15 protein-coding genes and 3 pseudogenes are annotated in these 15634 nt (G+C 41.7%); 3 read left to right on the top strand and 15 right to left on the bottom strand.

What is annotated here, in order from left to right:
• Window positions 1-102 precede the first annotated feature (102 nt).
• The 3 genes and pseudogenes from OB236_RS14240 to OB236_RS14230 all read right to left on the bottom strand — a co-directional run.
• Window positions 103-834 (bottom strand): HAD family hydrolase, encoded by a 732-nt coding sequence (locus OB236_RS14240; protein WP_262684595.1) that lies wholly within the window; start codon window positions 832-834, stop codon window positions 103-105.
• A 382-nt stretch (window positions 835-1216) separates the two neighbouring features.
• Window positions 1217-2200, bottom strand: coding sequence for a phosphotransferase enzyme family protein (locus tag OB236_RS14235; RefSeq protein WP_262684593.1), 984 nt, complete (start codon window positions 2198-2200; stop codon window positions 1217-1219).
• Between the two features lie 249 nt (window positions 2201-2449).
• A pseudogene (locus OB236_RS14230) lies at window positions 2450-2725 on the bottom strand (NAD(P)-dependent oxidoreductase); the annotation flags it as partial.
• Between the two features lie 126 nt (window positions 2726-2851).
• Between OB236_RS14230 and OB236_RS14225 the strand changes: the two are divergent.
• Window positions 2852-4060, top strand: a pseudogene (locus OB236_RS14225) (IS110 family RNA-guided transposase).
• A 137-nt stretch (window positions 4061-4197) separates the two neighbouring features.
• Here OB236_RS14225 and OB236_RS14220 read toward each other — a convergent pair.
• Window positions 4198-4809 carry a hypothetical protein gene (locus OB236_RS14220; protein WP_262684600.1) on the bottom strand — a complete coding sequence of 204 codons (612 nt, stop codon included), beginning with the start codon at window positions 4807-4809 and terminating at the stop codon, window positions 4198-4200.
• On the opposite strand from OB236_RS14220, the gene OB236_RS14215 reads away from it, so the two are divergent.
• On the top strand, window positions 4745-5005 hold the full coding sequence (locus OB236_RS14215) for a site-specific integrase (protein WP_262684592.1): 261 nt from the start codon (window positions 4745-4747) through the stop codon (window positions 5003-5005). The genes OB236_RS14220 and OB236_RS14215 overlap by 65 nt on opposite strands.
• A gap of 252 nt (window positions 5006-5257) precedes the next feature.
• Here OB236_RS14215 and OB236_RS14210 read toward each other — a convergent pair whose 3' ends face one another.
• The 6 genes from OB236_RS14210 to OB236_RS14185 form a co-directional block, all read right to left on the bottom strand.
• Window positions 5258-6445, bottom strand: coding sequence for an epoxide hydrolase family protein (locus tag OB236_RS14210; protein ID WP_262684591.1), 1188 nt, complete (start codon window positions 6443-6445; stop codon window positions 5258-5260).
• A 381-nt stretch (window positions 6446-6826) separates the two neighbouring features.
• Window positions 6827-7180: a DoxX family protein gene (locus OB236_RS14205; protein ID WP_262684590.1), complete on the bottom strand. Its 354-nt coding sequence runs from the start codon at window positions 7178-7180 to the stop codon at window positions 6827-6829.
• 52 nt (window positions 7181-7232) lie between these two features.
• The gene (locus OB236_RS14200; protein WP_262684589.1) at window positions 7233-8303 is read right to left on the bottom strand and encodes an LLM class flavin-dependent oxidoreductase; all 1071 of its coding nucleotides are present in this window, start codon (window positions 8301-8303) and stop codon (window positions 7233-7235) included.
• A 54-nt stretch (window positions 8304-8357) separates the two neighbouring features.
• A complete protein-coding gene (locus tag OB236_RS14195) occupies window positions 8358-8831 on the bottom strand; it encodes a MarR family winged helix-turn-helix transcriptional regulator (RefSeq protein ID WP_262684588.1) in 474 nt (157 codons plus the stop codon).
• 80 nt (window positions 8832-8911) lie between these two features.
• On the bottom strand, window positions 8912-9178 hold the full coding sequence (locus tag OB236_RS14190; protein WP_262684599.1) for a hypothetical protein: 267 nt from the start codon (window positions 9176-9178) through the stop codon (window positions 8912-8914).
• The gene (locus tag OB236_RS14185) at window positions 9064-9540 is read right to left on the bottom strand and encodes a tyrosine-type recombinase/integrase (protein WP_262684598.1); all 477 of its coding nucleotides are present in this window, start codon (window positions 9538-9540) and stop codon (window positions 9064-9066) included. The genes OB236_RS14190 and OB236_RS14185 overlap by 115 nt, the downstream gene beginning before the upstream one ends.
• A gap of 260 nt (window positions 9541-9800) precedes the next feature.
• On the opposite strand from OB236_RS14185, the pseudogene OB236_RS40325 reads away from it, so the two are divergent.
• Window positions 9801-10077: pseudogene (locus tag OB236_RS40325) on the top strand (transposase); the annotation flags it as partial.
• Between the two features lie 109 nt (window positions 10078-10186).
• On the opposite strand, the gene OB236_RS14175 reads toward OB236_RS40325, so the two are convergent.
• From OB236_RS14175 to OB236_RS14155, 5 genes are all read right to left on the bottom strand, one after another.
• Complete coding sequence (locus tag OB236_RS14175; protein ID WP_262684587.1) at window positions 10187-12058, bottom strand: bifunctional metallophosphatase/5'-nucleotidase; 1872 nt, start codon at window positions 12056-12058, stop codon at window positions 10187-10189.
• Between the two features lie 44 nt (window positions 12059-12102).
• A complete protein-coding gene (locus OB236_RS14170; protein WP_262684586.1) occupies window positions 12103-12798 on the bottom strand; it encodes a nicotinamide mononucleotide transporter family protein in 696 nt (231 codons plus the stop codon).
• Between the two features lie 4 nt (window positions 12799-12802).
• Window positions 12803-13525 carry a nucleoside phosphorylase gene (locus OB236_RS14165; RefSeq protein ID WP_262684585.1) on the bottom strand — a complete coding sequence of 241 codons (723 nt, stop codon included), beginning with the start codon at window positions 13523-13525 and terminating at the stop codon, window positions 12803-12805.
• Window positions 13525-14184, bottom strand: a complete 660-nt coding sequence (locus tag OB236_RS14160) for a Crp/Fnr family transcriptional regulator (protein WP_262684584.1) — start codon at window positions 14182-14184, stop codon at window positions 13525-13527. The genes OB236_RS14165 and OB236_RS14160 overlap by 1 nt, the downstream gene beginning before the upstream one ends.
• 610 nt (window positions 14185-14794) lie before the next feature.
• Window positions 14795-15346 (bottom strand): hypothetical protein, encoded by a 552-nt coding sequence (locus tag OB236_RS14155; RefSeq protein ID WP_262684583.1) that lies wholly within the window; start codon window positions 15344-15346, stop codon window positions 14795-14797.
• Window positions 15347-15634 lie beyond the last annotated feature (288 nt).

The following is a 15634-nucleotide window of genomic DNA, read 5'->3' as shown; positions in this document are numbered from 1 at the left end:
CTCCCATTGAAGCTAGAAAAATCCCCTCATAAATATTGTCCAGTTTTATGTTGACAATCCAGTATTTATTATTGAATAAACAAAGCGGAGGAGCATCTTGTGCTATTCACAGTGGTCCCCTACGTGTGACAACAAAATCGCACGTAACTCCTCTATTTCGGTAATCACTGCTAGAGGGTGAGGCTCTTGAGGTACTTGATAATTCTTCTTATTTAACCATATAGCTTTCAACCCTTCTTGTATTGGAGCAGCAACATCATTTGTCCAAGAGTCGCCCACGACAAGTACCTGTTCTGGTGGTAAAGAAGTCATACTTAGAACATAATGATAAATTTCTGGGCTTGGTTTTTCATAGCCGATAACTTCGGATATGAACACATACTCTTTTGGAATGATACCCTTTAATCCGATTGCCTCCAATTTATCATTCTGCCACCCTTTGCTTCCATTCGTCAATACTCCTATTTGATAATAATTACTGAGATCCTTAATGGTTTTGTTTATCATCACATTAGGCTTCATATGCTTTTTACTTATTGATTGGTAGAACATTTCAAAGTTAATTGCCGTTTCTACATCCGTTGTTTTCCCCATTTGATCCATCGAATAGAGAAAACGTTTAGTCCGATATTCGTCAAAAGAAATTTGTTTGCTATCTAATTTCTTTACTAAGAATTGTTCTACATTATTAAAGACTTCAAATAAATCGTTAATATTTATTTCACTGGTGAAAAAATGATTTCCGAACGCTTCCTTAACACTATTTTCCCAATAGTCGTCAAAGTGTAAAAGTGTATCATCTAGATCAAACAAAACCAATTTAATTGGATACATAAACTCTCCCATCCATTATGTGATGATAAAGTTAATTATACTCTACGGAACCCTGACTCAGGCATTTTAGTTACACTCCTTTCCCTTTTTCAAAGTACAACCGAACATCTTCCTGAATATAATTTTTCCAACTATATCCTTCCACTCAGCTGCATGCAACACTTATTTTTAAACATTCTTTTAATTTGTTACTACTCTAACGAGTTGAAGTTACCGATGGATACTGTAGCTCAACTTTTTTGCCCGTCCCTCGGCATCTCAAAAGTACTGTCACTCACTATTCTCCTGCTCTTTAGTTTAATGAAATGAGCAGGCTGCAAGGCACCTGCTCATTAATAATTTATATTCAACTATAGTTATCCGTTAGCTTAACGAAAATGGCTTAGAAGTTGTAAAATATACTATCCCCAGATAAAAAAGGTAGACAGTGTTTAGAACATAATAGCGGCATCCGTTCACGAATCCAACGATGTACCTCTTCATTTTCCATATGAAAAGCATAATACCCCAAAATACCCGTTAACATAAATCCTTCCATTTTGGCAAAAACATCTGCAGGAACTTCGTTAACCCCATAATATCCCTTAACAAATTGTCTTCTATTTTTCGACGGTACCATTAAAGCCCCTGTTGAAACATCTAATAAATAATAGCCGAATCCGAATAACCCAAAATCAATGAAGCTAATTTCACCTTTACTAGTTACGATGATATTGCCCATGTTTAAGTCAGCATGGATGATTCCCCATGAGTCTGGTGACTTGCCTATACTTTCGAGGCGAGAGTTAATCAATCGGATCGTCTGCTCAACAATATGGAAATCTGACGGGAGAATTAATCCCAGCTCAACGCCGCGTTCAATTTGCGAAAGCATTTGATTATTCCGCTCAATGCCTTGATTAGGTCGAGTATTAAAATGGGCGCGATTATTATAATTACGAAAAAAGCGGTGAAGTTCAGCGAGTTGAGCCCCTAGGTTTGTAACAAATCCCTCGACCAATACGTCTTCCTTTTGCAGATCCTTTCCTTCTATCCATGTAAGTAATGAACTATTTATAGTCTTTCCATCGAGTTCTATTCTCGTAATGAACTCCCCGTAACAATTACGTACAGGCTTTTGAACTAAAAGATCTGTTTGGTTTGCTATTTCCTCTAACAGTTGTAACTCGCTTAATAAACCATTGTAGGTATGTTGAAGTCCTTCTATATTTACTGTAATTGATTGATGAATACGTAACAAATATGAGTTTCCTGTGACTAGATCGTTGACCTTATAAGTCCTATTTTCATTATGTCTAATAAATTTAATATCAGGTTGTTTAATTCCATATTTACAAAGAATCCCGATTAGAGTTTCTTCATTCATATAATGGGTTACCTTCCTTTGCACAATAATTATAGAAGATTTCATATTCGTTTATTTTATCTATTATCCTGCCCGTTAACTTCAATAAATCTAAAGAGGAGCTGCTGCATAGCAAACTCCTCCACTAACGTTATCCGTTAGCTTAATCAAATTTGGCCTGTTTTTCGTTAAGTAATCTTCTCTTATAACCTTCTGTAGTACATACCCTCCCTTGATCACTCCACCAAAGAAAGTCTTTCTTTTATAGTATTAGTAGGCGATACCCACACGTGATTTTATAAAATCGCTACTTTTTATCTGGCTATATGTAAATTCTGCTGTATCCGACACGGATATTTCAACACCACCTTCCGGCAAAAAATTACGGTCTACACGATATTTACCTACACTTTCTCCATCCGGCAAATACGTAGGACAGACAATAGTCCATTCGAGTGTTGATTGTTTTAGCATATCGTAAACTTTATGATGTTCTTTTGCTGCACGGACTGACTTACGCTTTGATTCACTTGACTGATAACGCAGTGAAAAAGACCTTGGTGCATCACAGATTGTCGCTCCTTTACAGGAAGCACTCATGGGAGATTAATCCTACTCTGGCTTTTGCACCAGCCTCTTTTCTAATTTAGCCGTAGAGAGGATGTTTTTAAGATGGAAGTCGTCATCGAACGAGCATGCGGTATGGATATATTCACAAGGACAACATTACAGCATGTATTCTAACGTCAAAGGGAAAGGAGATTCAAACGTTTTCAACGAAAACAGTGTTTCTATTACAACTCATCGATTGGATTAAACAACATGAATGTACTCACGTTGCCATGGAAAGTACAGGCGTATTTTGGAAGCCTATTGTCAACTTACTTGAAGCTGAAGGCATTGAATTTTTAGTGGTCAATGCCCAGCATATGAAAGCACTACCCGGACGCAAAACAGATGTCAAAGATTCGGAATGGATTGCCAAACTTCTTCGTCATGGACTCCTCAGAGCAAGTTTCATCCCAGACCGAAATCAACGGGAGCTTCGAGAACTCGTTCGGTACCGTCGAAGAAAGAGCCAGACAGCACAATCGAATTCAAAAAGTACTTGAAGGAGCAAATAATAAGCTTAGCTCTGTTGTGTCAGATATTATGGGCGTTTCTTCTCGTGATATGCTGCGTGCCATTGCAGATGGTGAAGATGATCCCGAAAAACTAGCAAACTTCGCTAGACGCACCATGAAGCGAAAAAAGGATGATCTTCAACTCGCTCTTCAAGGCTATGTAAACCCTCACCAACGCCTGATGATCAAGACCATTTTAACTCACATCGATTTCTTAAGTGAACAGATCGAGATGCTAGATCAAGAAGTCGCTGTAAGAGTAACCCCTTTCCATGACGACGTCGAACGTTTAGATTCGATTCCTGGTATAGCCACTCGAATGGCGGAACAAATCTTAGCTGAAATCGGGACGGATATTAAAAAGCAGTTTCCGAGCGCTGCGCATTTCTGTTCGTGGGCAGGACTCGTACCTGGACATAACGAAAATGCAGGAAAAAGGAAGTCTGCCAAAGCCAAGAATGGAAACAAATATCTGAAATCTGCCTTAGTTGAAGCAGCCCATTCTGTTGCAGCGTCAAAAAACTATCTCGGCACCCTGTATAGACGTACAGCAGCACGAAAAGGAAAAAAACGAGCAGCCATCCAAGTGGCTCATGCGATGTTGAGAACTGCCTTCTATCTTTTAACCCGCAAGGAAATGTACGTAGACTTAGGTGAAGATTATTTTGACAAACAAAAGCAACAATCTATTGTAAAATACGCAGTTCGACGACTAGAAAACTTAGGTTATTCTGTGACCATTTCAGAAGTCTCCTAATTCTTTTAAGAAATAAATATCTCTTTATTTCGGGCGCTCCACACTTTTTAAAAAATGAATGAGCCGCGTCTTCTTTACTATTGTCTTTTTCAGTGACTGCCGTTTTAATTTTCATGGGAGTTCAGCGAATGATCTGGTTAGGACCAGTTTCTTAATGTAGCTTCGGCAAGATTACCAAACTCCTGAATATCCGAAATATAATCAAATTCATTTTTTCCACCAAAAGTCCAAAGGCTATTTGTCATCCTTACAACAACTGCATTATGTTTGGGAATTACAGTACATGAACATCCCGATGCCCCGAGAATCTGAAAAGTTTGTTCCGGTAAACTTGGTCCAATTTCACAATTCTCCACATTTGAATTTTGAATCCACCAGAAGAAGCCAAGTTTGGGTAAATGAACTGGCAATGCGTCTGGGGTCTGAACCGAAGTAACAATATCGAAGACTTCTTTCGGAAGGAGTTGCTTTCCTTCATGCATTCCCTTGTTTAAATGCAAATTTCCCCAGTGAGCCAGTTCTCTCGCAGATACATAAAGATTACGATCGCTACCCTCATTAGATTCTAATCTCAAAGTAGGAAAACTGTGGGGATCATTAATATCGCATACCAGTGTTTCTTTTCCCTCTGTTCTCCATTCACTCTGTGTCAAATTCACAAGCGGCTTATTTGTTTGAGTCCTCATGGAAGAAAAATACACAGACAGGGTAATTTGCAAGATTTTGGCTAAATATTCAAAGGAGGCCAATTTATCTCAAAACCTTTCTCCTCATAAACTACGTCACTTTCTATTAACCTGGCTAAGAAAGCAGGGCATTGATGATGCACTTATTCAACCTTATTCCGGACATGAAATCAGAAAATCTTTGGAAGTATACTCAAAGTTGGCAATTACCGATGCTCAAAATGAGTATAACGAGGTTATTAATAAATTCCTAATTTAATCCATGCGTTTGCGGGTGGTGTCAGCTACGCTGGTACTACCCCTAATTGAAGTAAATAACTGCAGTTTTCTTAATGTAGGTCACATATATTCACTTCCTACTACTTATTTGTGATCCGCATTTACCCATGCTTTTCTGTATTCGGTATATATATTTATGTTAGCAATCTGCTATCGTCATGAACGATAGCGCCCATGCTGGGCGCACAAAGCAAAAAGCCCGAACCGGGTTCGGGCTTCTTCGAAATGCTCTTTAACGAAATGGACGGAATGCCATGCGGAGCTCATCGGAGAACAGCATCGGCACTTGCCACGCGGCAAAGTGTCCTCCCCTCGCGACCCGTTTGTAATAGAATAGCTTCGGGTACGCTTCCTTCGCCCAACTAAGAGGAGCCTGATAGAGCTCGTCGGGAAAGACGCTGATGGCGATCGGGATATTATTGACTCCTTTGACCGAAAAGAACGGGAGCTTGTTTTCCCAATAGAGGCGTGCCGCAGAGATAGCCGTGTTCGTCAACCAATAGAGCGTGATGTTATCGAGGAAATCGTCTCGCGAAATGCCCCCGGGGTGACCAAAGAAAGCTCCCGAAATGAGATCCAGGCTTTTCGCGTCATGGTCGAGATTGAATGCCGCGAGACCCGCCGGCGAATCCGCCAGCCCGGTCAGCGTTTGCGGGCGCTTCCCCATGATCTGGGAGTAACCGACATGCTGATAGAAGAAATCCAGCTGCATCCAGGCGTTCTTCTGATCTTGCGTCAAATCGGTGGGCATCGGATCCCCGTTAATGATCGCCGTTTCGTAGGCAGGAGGCACCGTTCCGGGCATGTTGCTGTGAATGGCGAACAACCCCGGAACCTGTTGCACCCCCATCATATCCGAGACGAGTGCGCCCCAATCGCCCCCTTGGGCCGCGTATTTCGTATAGCCTAACCGGTTCATCAGCACCGCCCAGGCCCGGGCGATTCGAGGAATATCCCAACCGGGCTTGGTCGGCTTGCTAGAGAATCCGTAACCCGGCAGTGAAGGAATTACGACGTGGAACGCGTCCGAGGCCGGCGCTCCGTACGCCGTCGGCCGGGTCAGCGGATCGATGACTTTCAGCAGTTCGACGATCGAGCCCGACCATCCGTGCGTCAGAATCATCGGGATCGCTCCCTCGTGACTCGACCGAACGTGAATGAATTGAATGTCCAAGCCATCGATTTCCGTAACGAATTGCGGGATGGCGTTCAGCCATGCTTCGAATTTGCGCCAATCGTATTCGGTTGCCCAATAGCGCGCGATAGTTTGAATCGTCTCAAGCGGCACGCCTTGCGACTTACCCGGCGCGGTTTCCTTGTCGGGCCATCTCGTTGCGGCGACTCGCCGGCGCAGGTCCATAAGCGCCGACTCCGGAGTGACTCCGGGTCGAAACGGTCGAACGGCGGTATTGTCTCTCATCGGTAATCTCCTTTTTTTCCAATGGTAGCCTTTCCCCCTATTGATACGATGGTAAAACCCGAATTATTCTCGATATCCGGATATAAGCCGATTAAGAAGTCTACGAGTTCACCACTTCATATTTTTAATTAAAGTTGAACTATCTTCCCTCCCCGATAGCATTCCTGTAGATGGATTAATTTCGTCTTTGTAAAAAGAAAAGCGCCTCGGTACGATGGGAGTACGCATCGGGTCATAGCATGAGTTACGGTAGGGTGAACAGCACCGGGAAGAACACTGCGAATGGTAGGTCAAATCAAATTGCTTATATTCTGGGTTTATAAAAAATTCAACTGGTTGTTTCAACTCCATATCAATCGAATGCTTAAAAGCCATTTCCGATTAGAGTAGAGTTCCAGAGTTTATCAGCAACACTACTAATCCTAAAATTAATAAAAAAATTGGCATCATCATTTGTTTTACATTGTCACTAATTTTTAAATGAGTAAAAATCGCCCCGATCATCGTTATAACAATTATTAAACTACCCCAAGCGGCTAATGTCCCATTCCAAATACCTGTAATAACCAAAATTCCTGAAATGACTTCTACTATTCCTGTGAATGTTCTAAACCAACCCGGATAACCATATTGCTTAAATCCTTCCACCATTTGTTTCGATCCGAACTTCATAAACCCAAACATTAAAAAACCTAATCCTAAAATAACTTGAAGAATAATTGATAAAATATTCATTACTTTCTCTCCTTATTTCTTAATTTTTTATCCTAAGCGTTAGATATCCTTGTTATAGCTTTTCTACGCGTCCCTCATTGTCGACTTCCCATCTTGCAACCTCTTCCCGAACTCGTGGTGCGACTTCCTTACCCAATAGTTCAATGGATTTCATAACATCCTCATGTGGCATGCTGCCGGCAGGTAAATGTAGGAAAAATCGTGAGAAACCTAAATGTTTTTGCATATAAATAATTTTGTTGGCCACCGTTTCGGGATCGCCTACGTAGAATGCGCCTTCTGGGCTGCATGAGTCATCGAATTGTGAACGGCTATAATGTCCCCAACCACGCTCTTTACTCATTGAATTAAACACTGCCTGAGTGGGAGGGAAATACTTTTCCATCGCTAGTGAGGTACTCTCCGCAACGAACCCGAGTGAGTGTACGGCTATCTTTAATTTCGATGCATCATGTCCTGCACGAGTAGCAGCGTTCTTATAGAGCGGCACGAGCGGAGCAAATTGTAAGGGGCTCCCGCCAATGATCGCCAAAACAAGAGGCAGTCCCAGTTCCCCTGCTCGTATGACCGATTGCGCATTACCCCCACTGCCAAGCCAAACCGGTAAAGGGTCCTGAACTGGACGCGGATACACACCCAGATTCGTAAGGGCAGGTCGATGCTTTCCTTTCCAGGATATCTTCTCCGAGTCCCTTAATTTTAATAATAGTTCCAATTTTTCCGCGTAAAGCTCATCATAGTCTTTTAAATCATAACCAAATAATGGAAATGCATCAACCATAGAGCCTCGACCCGCGATAATCTCAGCACGACCATTTGAAATACCATCGAGCGTGGCAAATTGCTGAAATAAACGTACTGGATCAACTGCAGAGAGCACGGTAACCGAACTGGTTAAGCGTATCCTTTTGGTCATGGACGCCGCTGCAGCCAGCACAACGACAGTAGCGGAATCCGCAAATTCCTTACGATGATGCTCACCGACCCCAAATATATCCAGCCCAACCTGATCGGCAAGGACGATTTCTTCAACAACCTCACGCAACCGCTCCGCATGACTTATTGTCTTGCCCGTTATAACATCCGGAGTTGTTTCAACAAATGTATCTATACCTATTTCCATTTTCAAATCCCCCTACATACAAAATTTAAGTAAAATCCTTTTTTCAAAAAGAATCTATCCATCATTATTGGTATTGCCTTCACAATTCTTGATACCATACCCAATTTTCTTCAGCACGTGAATAAGTTCGAGCTTCTCCCTGTCCGTTGCGAAGGACAAATTATCGGAGATCGTTTGAACATGCCTTGGGAAGATATTATCAAAGTAGCTTCGCCCTTCAGCAGTCAATGTCACATTCGCTTTTCGTCGATCACCAGGGATGGGGAGTCGTTCCACGAACCCCTTCTTCTCAAGCTTATCGACCACGTAGGTGATACTTCCGCTTGGAATCGAGAAGGTGTCGCTTATTTTCTGGATGGGCTGTGGTCCTTTATTATAGAGAAACTCCAAAATTTGAAAAGTCTCCCCACTGAGGCCATAGCTGACAATGTCACGTTCTAAGCTCCCGTATAACTCTTTCACCATGTTTCTTATTACGCGTATTAGTTTTAAATCAAGTTCCTTACCCTCAGCATCGCGTTCAGTCATTCTCCATCCCCCTTATCTAGCCTTATCAACCTCAGCTTTTCTCCTGAATCGCGTATGTTGATTTCTTCTTTTTGTTCGGATTAAACGATGGCAAATTCTTTATTCTTGAATGATGTTGGTTCTTGGCCGGATACCCAGATGGAACCACCTGTACCTCTAATCGACAATCCTGCAAGTATCCGGTTTGGCAGGTGAAGGACGAGCGAGCCTTCGCCCAATATCGGCTTTACGTTTACCCCATCCTGGCCTGTCTGAGGAAACTTCTCATTGCTTGAACAGTGAATAGGTCGCTCCAAATAAAATGGATAAAAACCGCAGATTCCCCCGACCGCAGCAATCGAGTCCACAGAAAAGATATCTTATTAATATTATTACTATAATTAGATATCCTAATATTAGTTATTATAATAATAGAGTTTATATCTGTCAACCTGTAAAGAAGGAGCATCTGCGAAGAGAACGTAAACCAAATTTGCCTAAACCAAGGGTTCCTACGCTCTCCTCGCAGCTGAGCATCTATCTGTGTAGTAGAAGCTTTTTCATGTCCAAGCATACCTTGTATAAATTCTAGTGGTGCACCGTTATCGAGCAATTGACAGGCATAGGTGTGACGGAATCGATGAGGATATACATTGGCACTCATTTTTCCGTGTTGTGCTAGCAAAGAGAATTCTTCAATCTCCACATTACCAATTTCGCGAATCAACATATTTAGTTGTAGGAAACTTGCTTTCATTGTATGCGTGCTGTATCCCAGGATACGTTTGTCAGCCTCATACAACAACCATAAGTCCTTTAAAACCCTCCCAAGTATAAGTTATCTCTAGCTTTGCTAGAACTGGGAGGGTTTAATTTTTGTTGCTTATTGTTGTGCTAGCGTACCCGTTAGCGGAATGACATTTCTTAATGGGGGCGTCAAATACAGTACCTACCACCGTGAGAAAAGTAAGACATGGCAAAAGGATATTTGAAGTTAAAGTCAGCCTGAACTACTTGCGTTTGAAAAAAACAATCCCGTGAAAAGCTCTGGAGCGAAGACGGATACGCCCTTGCGATTCGGCGTATGATCGAGCCAGAGCCTGTGTTTGGTGATATGAAGAATAACCGTGGTTTCAAAAGATTTCTGCTTCGATGCTTACTAAAAGTAAGTCTCGAAGTCGGGTGGCTTTCCCTCGCCCATAATCTGCTCAAGAAAGCAGCAGTAGACACCAAAAACAAAGGAGCTAAGCAGGTACAAGCCGCTTAGCTCCTTTTTCATCCCATATTTACCTTTTCCAACCAATGGATCTGTCCCGATCATCAACAATAGTTACTTTTGGGACAGCCTCTTTTTCGAGTCTATGATAGGCAGGAAATTACTTCTTCACTGCAATGATACGATCTTCGATTGTTGGATTTACTGTCTTCATGTTAATCAGTGATTCTTCCAATATGTCGTAGATTTGAATACCAGTATTGAATACGCCTGGCTGCTTCAAGGTTTCATAGCCGTCGCCGCCAGCGATAAGGTAGTCATTTGCCGCCACTTTGTACTTTTTGTTCGAATCAAGCTCTTTACCGCCAACTTTTACTTTAAGTACACGGGAACCTGCTGGCAGAGAAGGATCATAGGTAAAGGACATGCCACTGATTTGCGGGAAGCGTCCGCCGCCTTTTTCCACTTGACTTACACCATTCTCAAGAGAAGCTTTCAATTCTGTGCCTGTTACTTCTACCACTGCAAGTGTATTCGGGAAAGGGAATGCTGTTTGCAGTATTTTTTTCGTGATATCACCAGCTTGGATGTTGTCACGGATATCGCCGCCGCCTATAATGGCAACGTCAGCTTCATAACCCGCAATGCTTCGCGTGCGTTCACGCATGATATCCGCAGCCAGGTTACCCAGATTTGTTTCGCGAGAACGAACTTGCGTCCGCTCGCCATCCAAGTTCACTTCGGCTTTTGCGATCACAACGTTTAGCGCTCCTTCTACTTTTTTCGCAACTTCTTCTACCAATTTTTTTACTTCAGGATCTGCCACTACCGACTCGTCATATTCTTTCAAGCCGCCAGAGAATTGGACCAATTCACCATTATAGTAGAACAAATCTGCACGCCCCAAGGATTTACCATATTCCCAATCCTGTACAATGTAAGTACCATTCACCACTTCTGGTGTCTTAAGAGGTGTATGTGAGTGTCCGCCAATGATCAAATCGATACCTGAAACATTCTTCGCGATTTCACGGTCAACATCCACACCAACGTGGGAGACAACGATGATATGATCCGCTTGTTTTTTCAATTCAGGCACTAATTTTTTTGCAATTTCAACTGGATTTTTGAACGTTAGACCTACTACGTTGTTAGGGTGTGTAACAACTGGTGTTTCTTCGGTGACAAAACCAAGGAACGCAAACTTTTTGCCACTGACTTCAACAAAGTGTACTGGCTCTAGGAACTCAGAACCATCTTTGTTGAAAATGTTGGAGCTAATTATTGGATAGTCCATTTGATCACGTAAATGAAGCAATTGCTTCATGCCGTAATCAAAATCATGATTGCCCGCAGCCATGGTTTCATAAGCAAGGTGATTGAGGATCGGTAGAATCGATTCCCCTTGGAATGAGTTCGTATAGGTTGTGCCCTGGAATGTATCCCCGGCATCCAGAAGCATGAAATTCGTATTTTCTTTACGCCATTCGTTGATGAGTGTTGCCATTTTCGCATAGCCAAATTCTTTACCATCTTTATTCTCGACAATGTGACCATGTACGTCGTTCGTGTGACCAATTGTGATGTGTTTGGTAATGGAGCTACCAAGCGCCTCAATGAATTCGGATCGAGTTACCGTTTGACCACCAGACAACTTCAGCTCAACACCTAATTTACCAGCAATTTCAGCTACGCGGCTTGCTATTGGAGTTGCATTCGGTTTCAAAGCTTCTTCATTCGTAATGGCACCAGCTGTTAGACTTGCGTCAATGACTCCTGCTGCCCAGTGTTCACCCACAGATGCTTTCTTTACTTCCTTGCCATTGATCCTTGTAATTAAAACTACAGTTTCCGCTAATGTTACAGAACGTTTCAAGGCAAGATCTCCGCCTTGATCACCAACAACGATTGCTTTTTTTTGCATCCAGTCCGTATGTGTAACGGGTTGTAGCGGAGCGGCGTATACGCTGCCAACTGCGAGTGCCGAAGCGAGTACCCCAGCAGAAATCAGAACACCCAGTTTTTTCTTCATAATATTGAAATTCTCCTCTCGTTGATACGTTGTGGTTCAATATTTTACTCTTCACCGTATCCGTACCATAGAATAGCTGCCTTAATGGAATTCAGTTGATACATAATGGTCATAGACAAGTAAATCATTGCCGTTGGGCTGTTGCCTTGAACAATAATATAAATCTGCAGAGCTAAGTTAATAAAGTTAGCAAGAATCCAACCGATCCAAGAAATAGCTTTTCCTTCTACCATCAAATATTGGGAAATAACTTGGACTAAGAAAACCAAAACGTTAAGCACGATGACCCACATGGGTGCATCACCTGGCAGAATCGTACCGCCATAGAAGTAGAGAACAACAGAACCAACCAAGGCAATGATGACTGAAATATATAAATTGGACTTCGTTACTTTCGTGACTTGAATTTCTTTTTCCATCGTGAAGAAGCCTTTTAAGTACAGAACAGTACAATAGATACCTACGAAAACATTCCCTAACAAGCCAAATCTATAGTTATTAAACGTATCGAATAGAGCTCCAACTACACCCAAACCACTGGCAGTTTTCCCATATTGATTAGCGAAGAGCAACACGATCACCATACCTAGAATACCTCCAATAAAAGAGGTGACGAGAAGGAGATTAATGGTTCCGCTATAACTGTAATAAGTACTAGCAATCACCAAAGCGATCCCAAGAATGAGCCATAATCTGTCCCACGTTTTGCTTTTTAAAACTTTATTAATTCCTTGTTTCATGCACCTATTCATCCTCCGTTAGAACTGCTAATGCCAATTTAATAGACTGCAATTCTCCAATTTTCATTTGCGTTTCTCCTGAAACCAATTCATTGACTCCAAATGCCAGAGATTCCATATAAGGCACTATGTTATTGAGAATCGATAAGGTTTGAAGTCCTCTTAAACCGCCAACAACATAGAGGGTACTTGTTTCCATATCTGCACCTAAAACTTGTTTATGCGACCAGAAATCTTCTACTTCCATGTTGTTGTCCATATAAAAACCATCATGGCTTCTTGCGATTCCAGACTTCACTGGAATTTTAGTTTGCTTTATTGCTCGGATCAGAAGCTCACTTGATGGAATCGCCGGAAAAAACTTTGGAACGTATTTTTCAGTTAAGCCTTCATCACGAACAGCGCCCGTTACGACCATAATTTCACCAACCTTGAAGCTACGGTCCATCGCACCACAGCTTCCTGCACGAATCACTTTTTCGACGCCAATCGCTTTTAGCTCCTCCAAAGCAATGGCCATTGAAGGTGCTCCAATACCGGTCGATAGGACTAAAATCTTTTGCCCTTTAAAGGTACCGATCGCAGATTTGAACTCTCGATTGTATGTAATATCTTTTGGATTTTCCAAAACCGATTTCACAATATCTACTCGGGCTGGATCCCCTACCACTATCGCTTTTTTGATAGCCAACGATCCATCCAACTGAATATGGGGTTGCATTCCCATCATTTCCACTCCTTTGAACCCATCTCAATCAATAATCTGGGGTTCCGTATTTTGATAACTCCATCTTCCATTTCAATCAACTCTAAATCCTTCATCTCTTTTAAAACGCGATCGACACTGCGTGGGGTAGAACTAATCCTTTGTAAAAGCGTCTTTCTTTCTATATAATCGATCTTGCTTAAAGAACTTAACACCGCAACAACTTGACGTTTCGTGGAAAACAAACTATACGACTCGATTCTTTTGCTTAAATGATAGATTTGTTCACATAATGATTCTGTCAAATTTCTGGCAAAGCCTCGGTCTAATTCCATCCATTCCATAAAAGAATCCCGAGACAATTTTAATAACACCACATCACTTAATGACTGCACAGAAGAGCTAAAGGGAATTTTCTGAAGGAGCTCATGCTCGCCAATAAAATTTCCTGGTCCATAGATGTCCAACGTTATCTTTCGACCCGAATCACTTAAAATAAAAATGTCTATTTTCCCTTGAACAATGATGTAGAGTTCAGAATATATGGTTCCTTGCTCAAGATTAAACCTTCCTCTTGCGTACTCTTTAACTTTAAATTTCTTAAGAACCGAATATGGGCAGTGTTTTAGCAGCTCTTCAATTTCTGGAGAACTTTCTATAATCTCAATCAGCCTGTTCACACATCTCTTCCTTTCTTCAGTAGTGGCAAAGTAGGGACCCAGAAATTGATTTTCAAGTTCGTTCTACTTTTCACTAACATTGTATCAAGGAATACATGTGAATTAAACGACAATTATCTTCATTACGAATAAAAACGGAAGCGTTTTCATATTTTTAGGTAGACAAATGTCTACATTGTCGTGATTGCGAAACAATGGAGCGCCTTTTCAACCTCGTAATACATTCACCCTGTTCGTTTGCCGAAGAAATTATTTGGTTTGACCGCATAATCAAACAAAAAAACTTCGGATATCCATAATTAATTTTAATTGTTGCACCAAAACCGTCATTTCGATTGTAATATATAATTTCTTCTCTATGATCATGGATTGAGGTTATCGTATACGACCCAGACTTCTGTCCTTTAATAGCCATTAAAAAATGCACCCCCTAGATGTCATCGGAATAACCAAGGGGTTTTCCAATATCTAGGGGGTGCACATGATGAAGAGGTCATTGAAGAACTGGTGAGTTTGGTCTACGTGACTGTCCTCTTCCTTATTACGAGTTCCTTGCGGTAATCACCGGGTTTAACCTAAATACAATTTCAATATTATTGGCCTTGCTGGACTATTTGGATGCAATCATCTCGCGCGCAGCACGTGCGATGCTTTCCGCAAAAAGCGGCGTTTCGCGTCCGTTGTGATCCTCTACGATTTTTTGTCGGTCCTTCGCGACCTGTTCGAACGTTAGTCCTTGACTCTCGATGATGTTCAAAAAATCCTTGGTAGGATGTGATCTTACAGAATTCGTAAATTCTGTCTGATTGTCATTGACAGCCTTTACGCTAAGCTCCCATATGACTTGCATTTGTGTTTTTCCATTTGTAAGGAAGATGTCGGATGTAGAGACCATCCGGCAAAAATCTTTATTGACAACTTCTCCGACATAATGCTGTACAGCGAGACTTGTACCGATTGTCTCTACGTTGATGGACATTGGACGACCGTCTTCCGTTTTAGTAACGCCTACTGCAATATGGTCAGGGGGACAGCATCGTTGATATTCAGCGTCCGAAAGCGAAAATAGCCACTTCCCAATATCGACTTTTTCAACAGGAACGTTGATAACATGGTTACAGACTGATTGAGTTAGCGTAAGGTCTTGGCGTATCACGGGCATTCAAAAAGCCTCCTTCTTTTATTTAATTTTTCTTTATTATTCGACTACTTAGACGGGTTTATTCTAGAAAAATGAGAATATGATAGCGATTATTCTTACGGTATCAGAAGAATGATTGCTGCAATGATGTCATTCAGAATCGCAACTATTAAATCGATTCTTATGTTTGGCAAGAAGTACTTCTGTTGTGAGTATAGCATGGGCAAATGTAGGGCCGTTAATTTCATGCCGCATGCAGAGCCTCTTTTGTAAAAGAGGATGTCGCATCTTTTGCTAGCGTAGCATTGT

This window comes from Paenibacillus baimaensis, assembly GCF_025567575.1.
The sequence above is the reverse complement of the archived record's forward strand: the minus strand, read 5'-3'. Positions and strand labels throughout refer to the sequence as shown.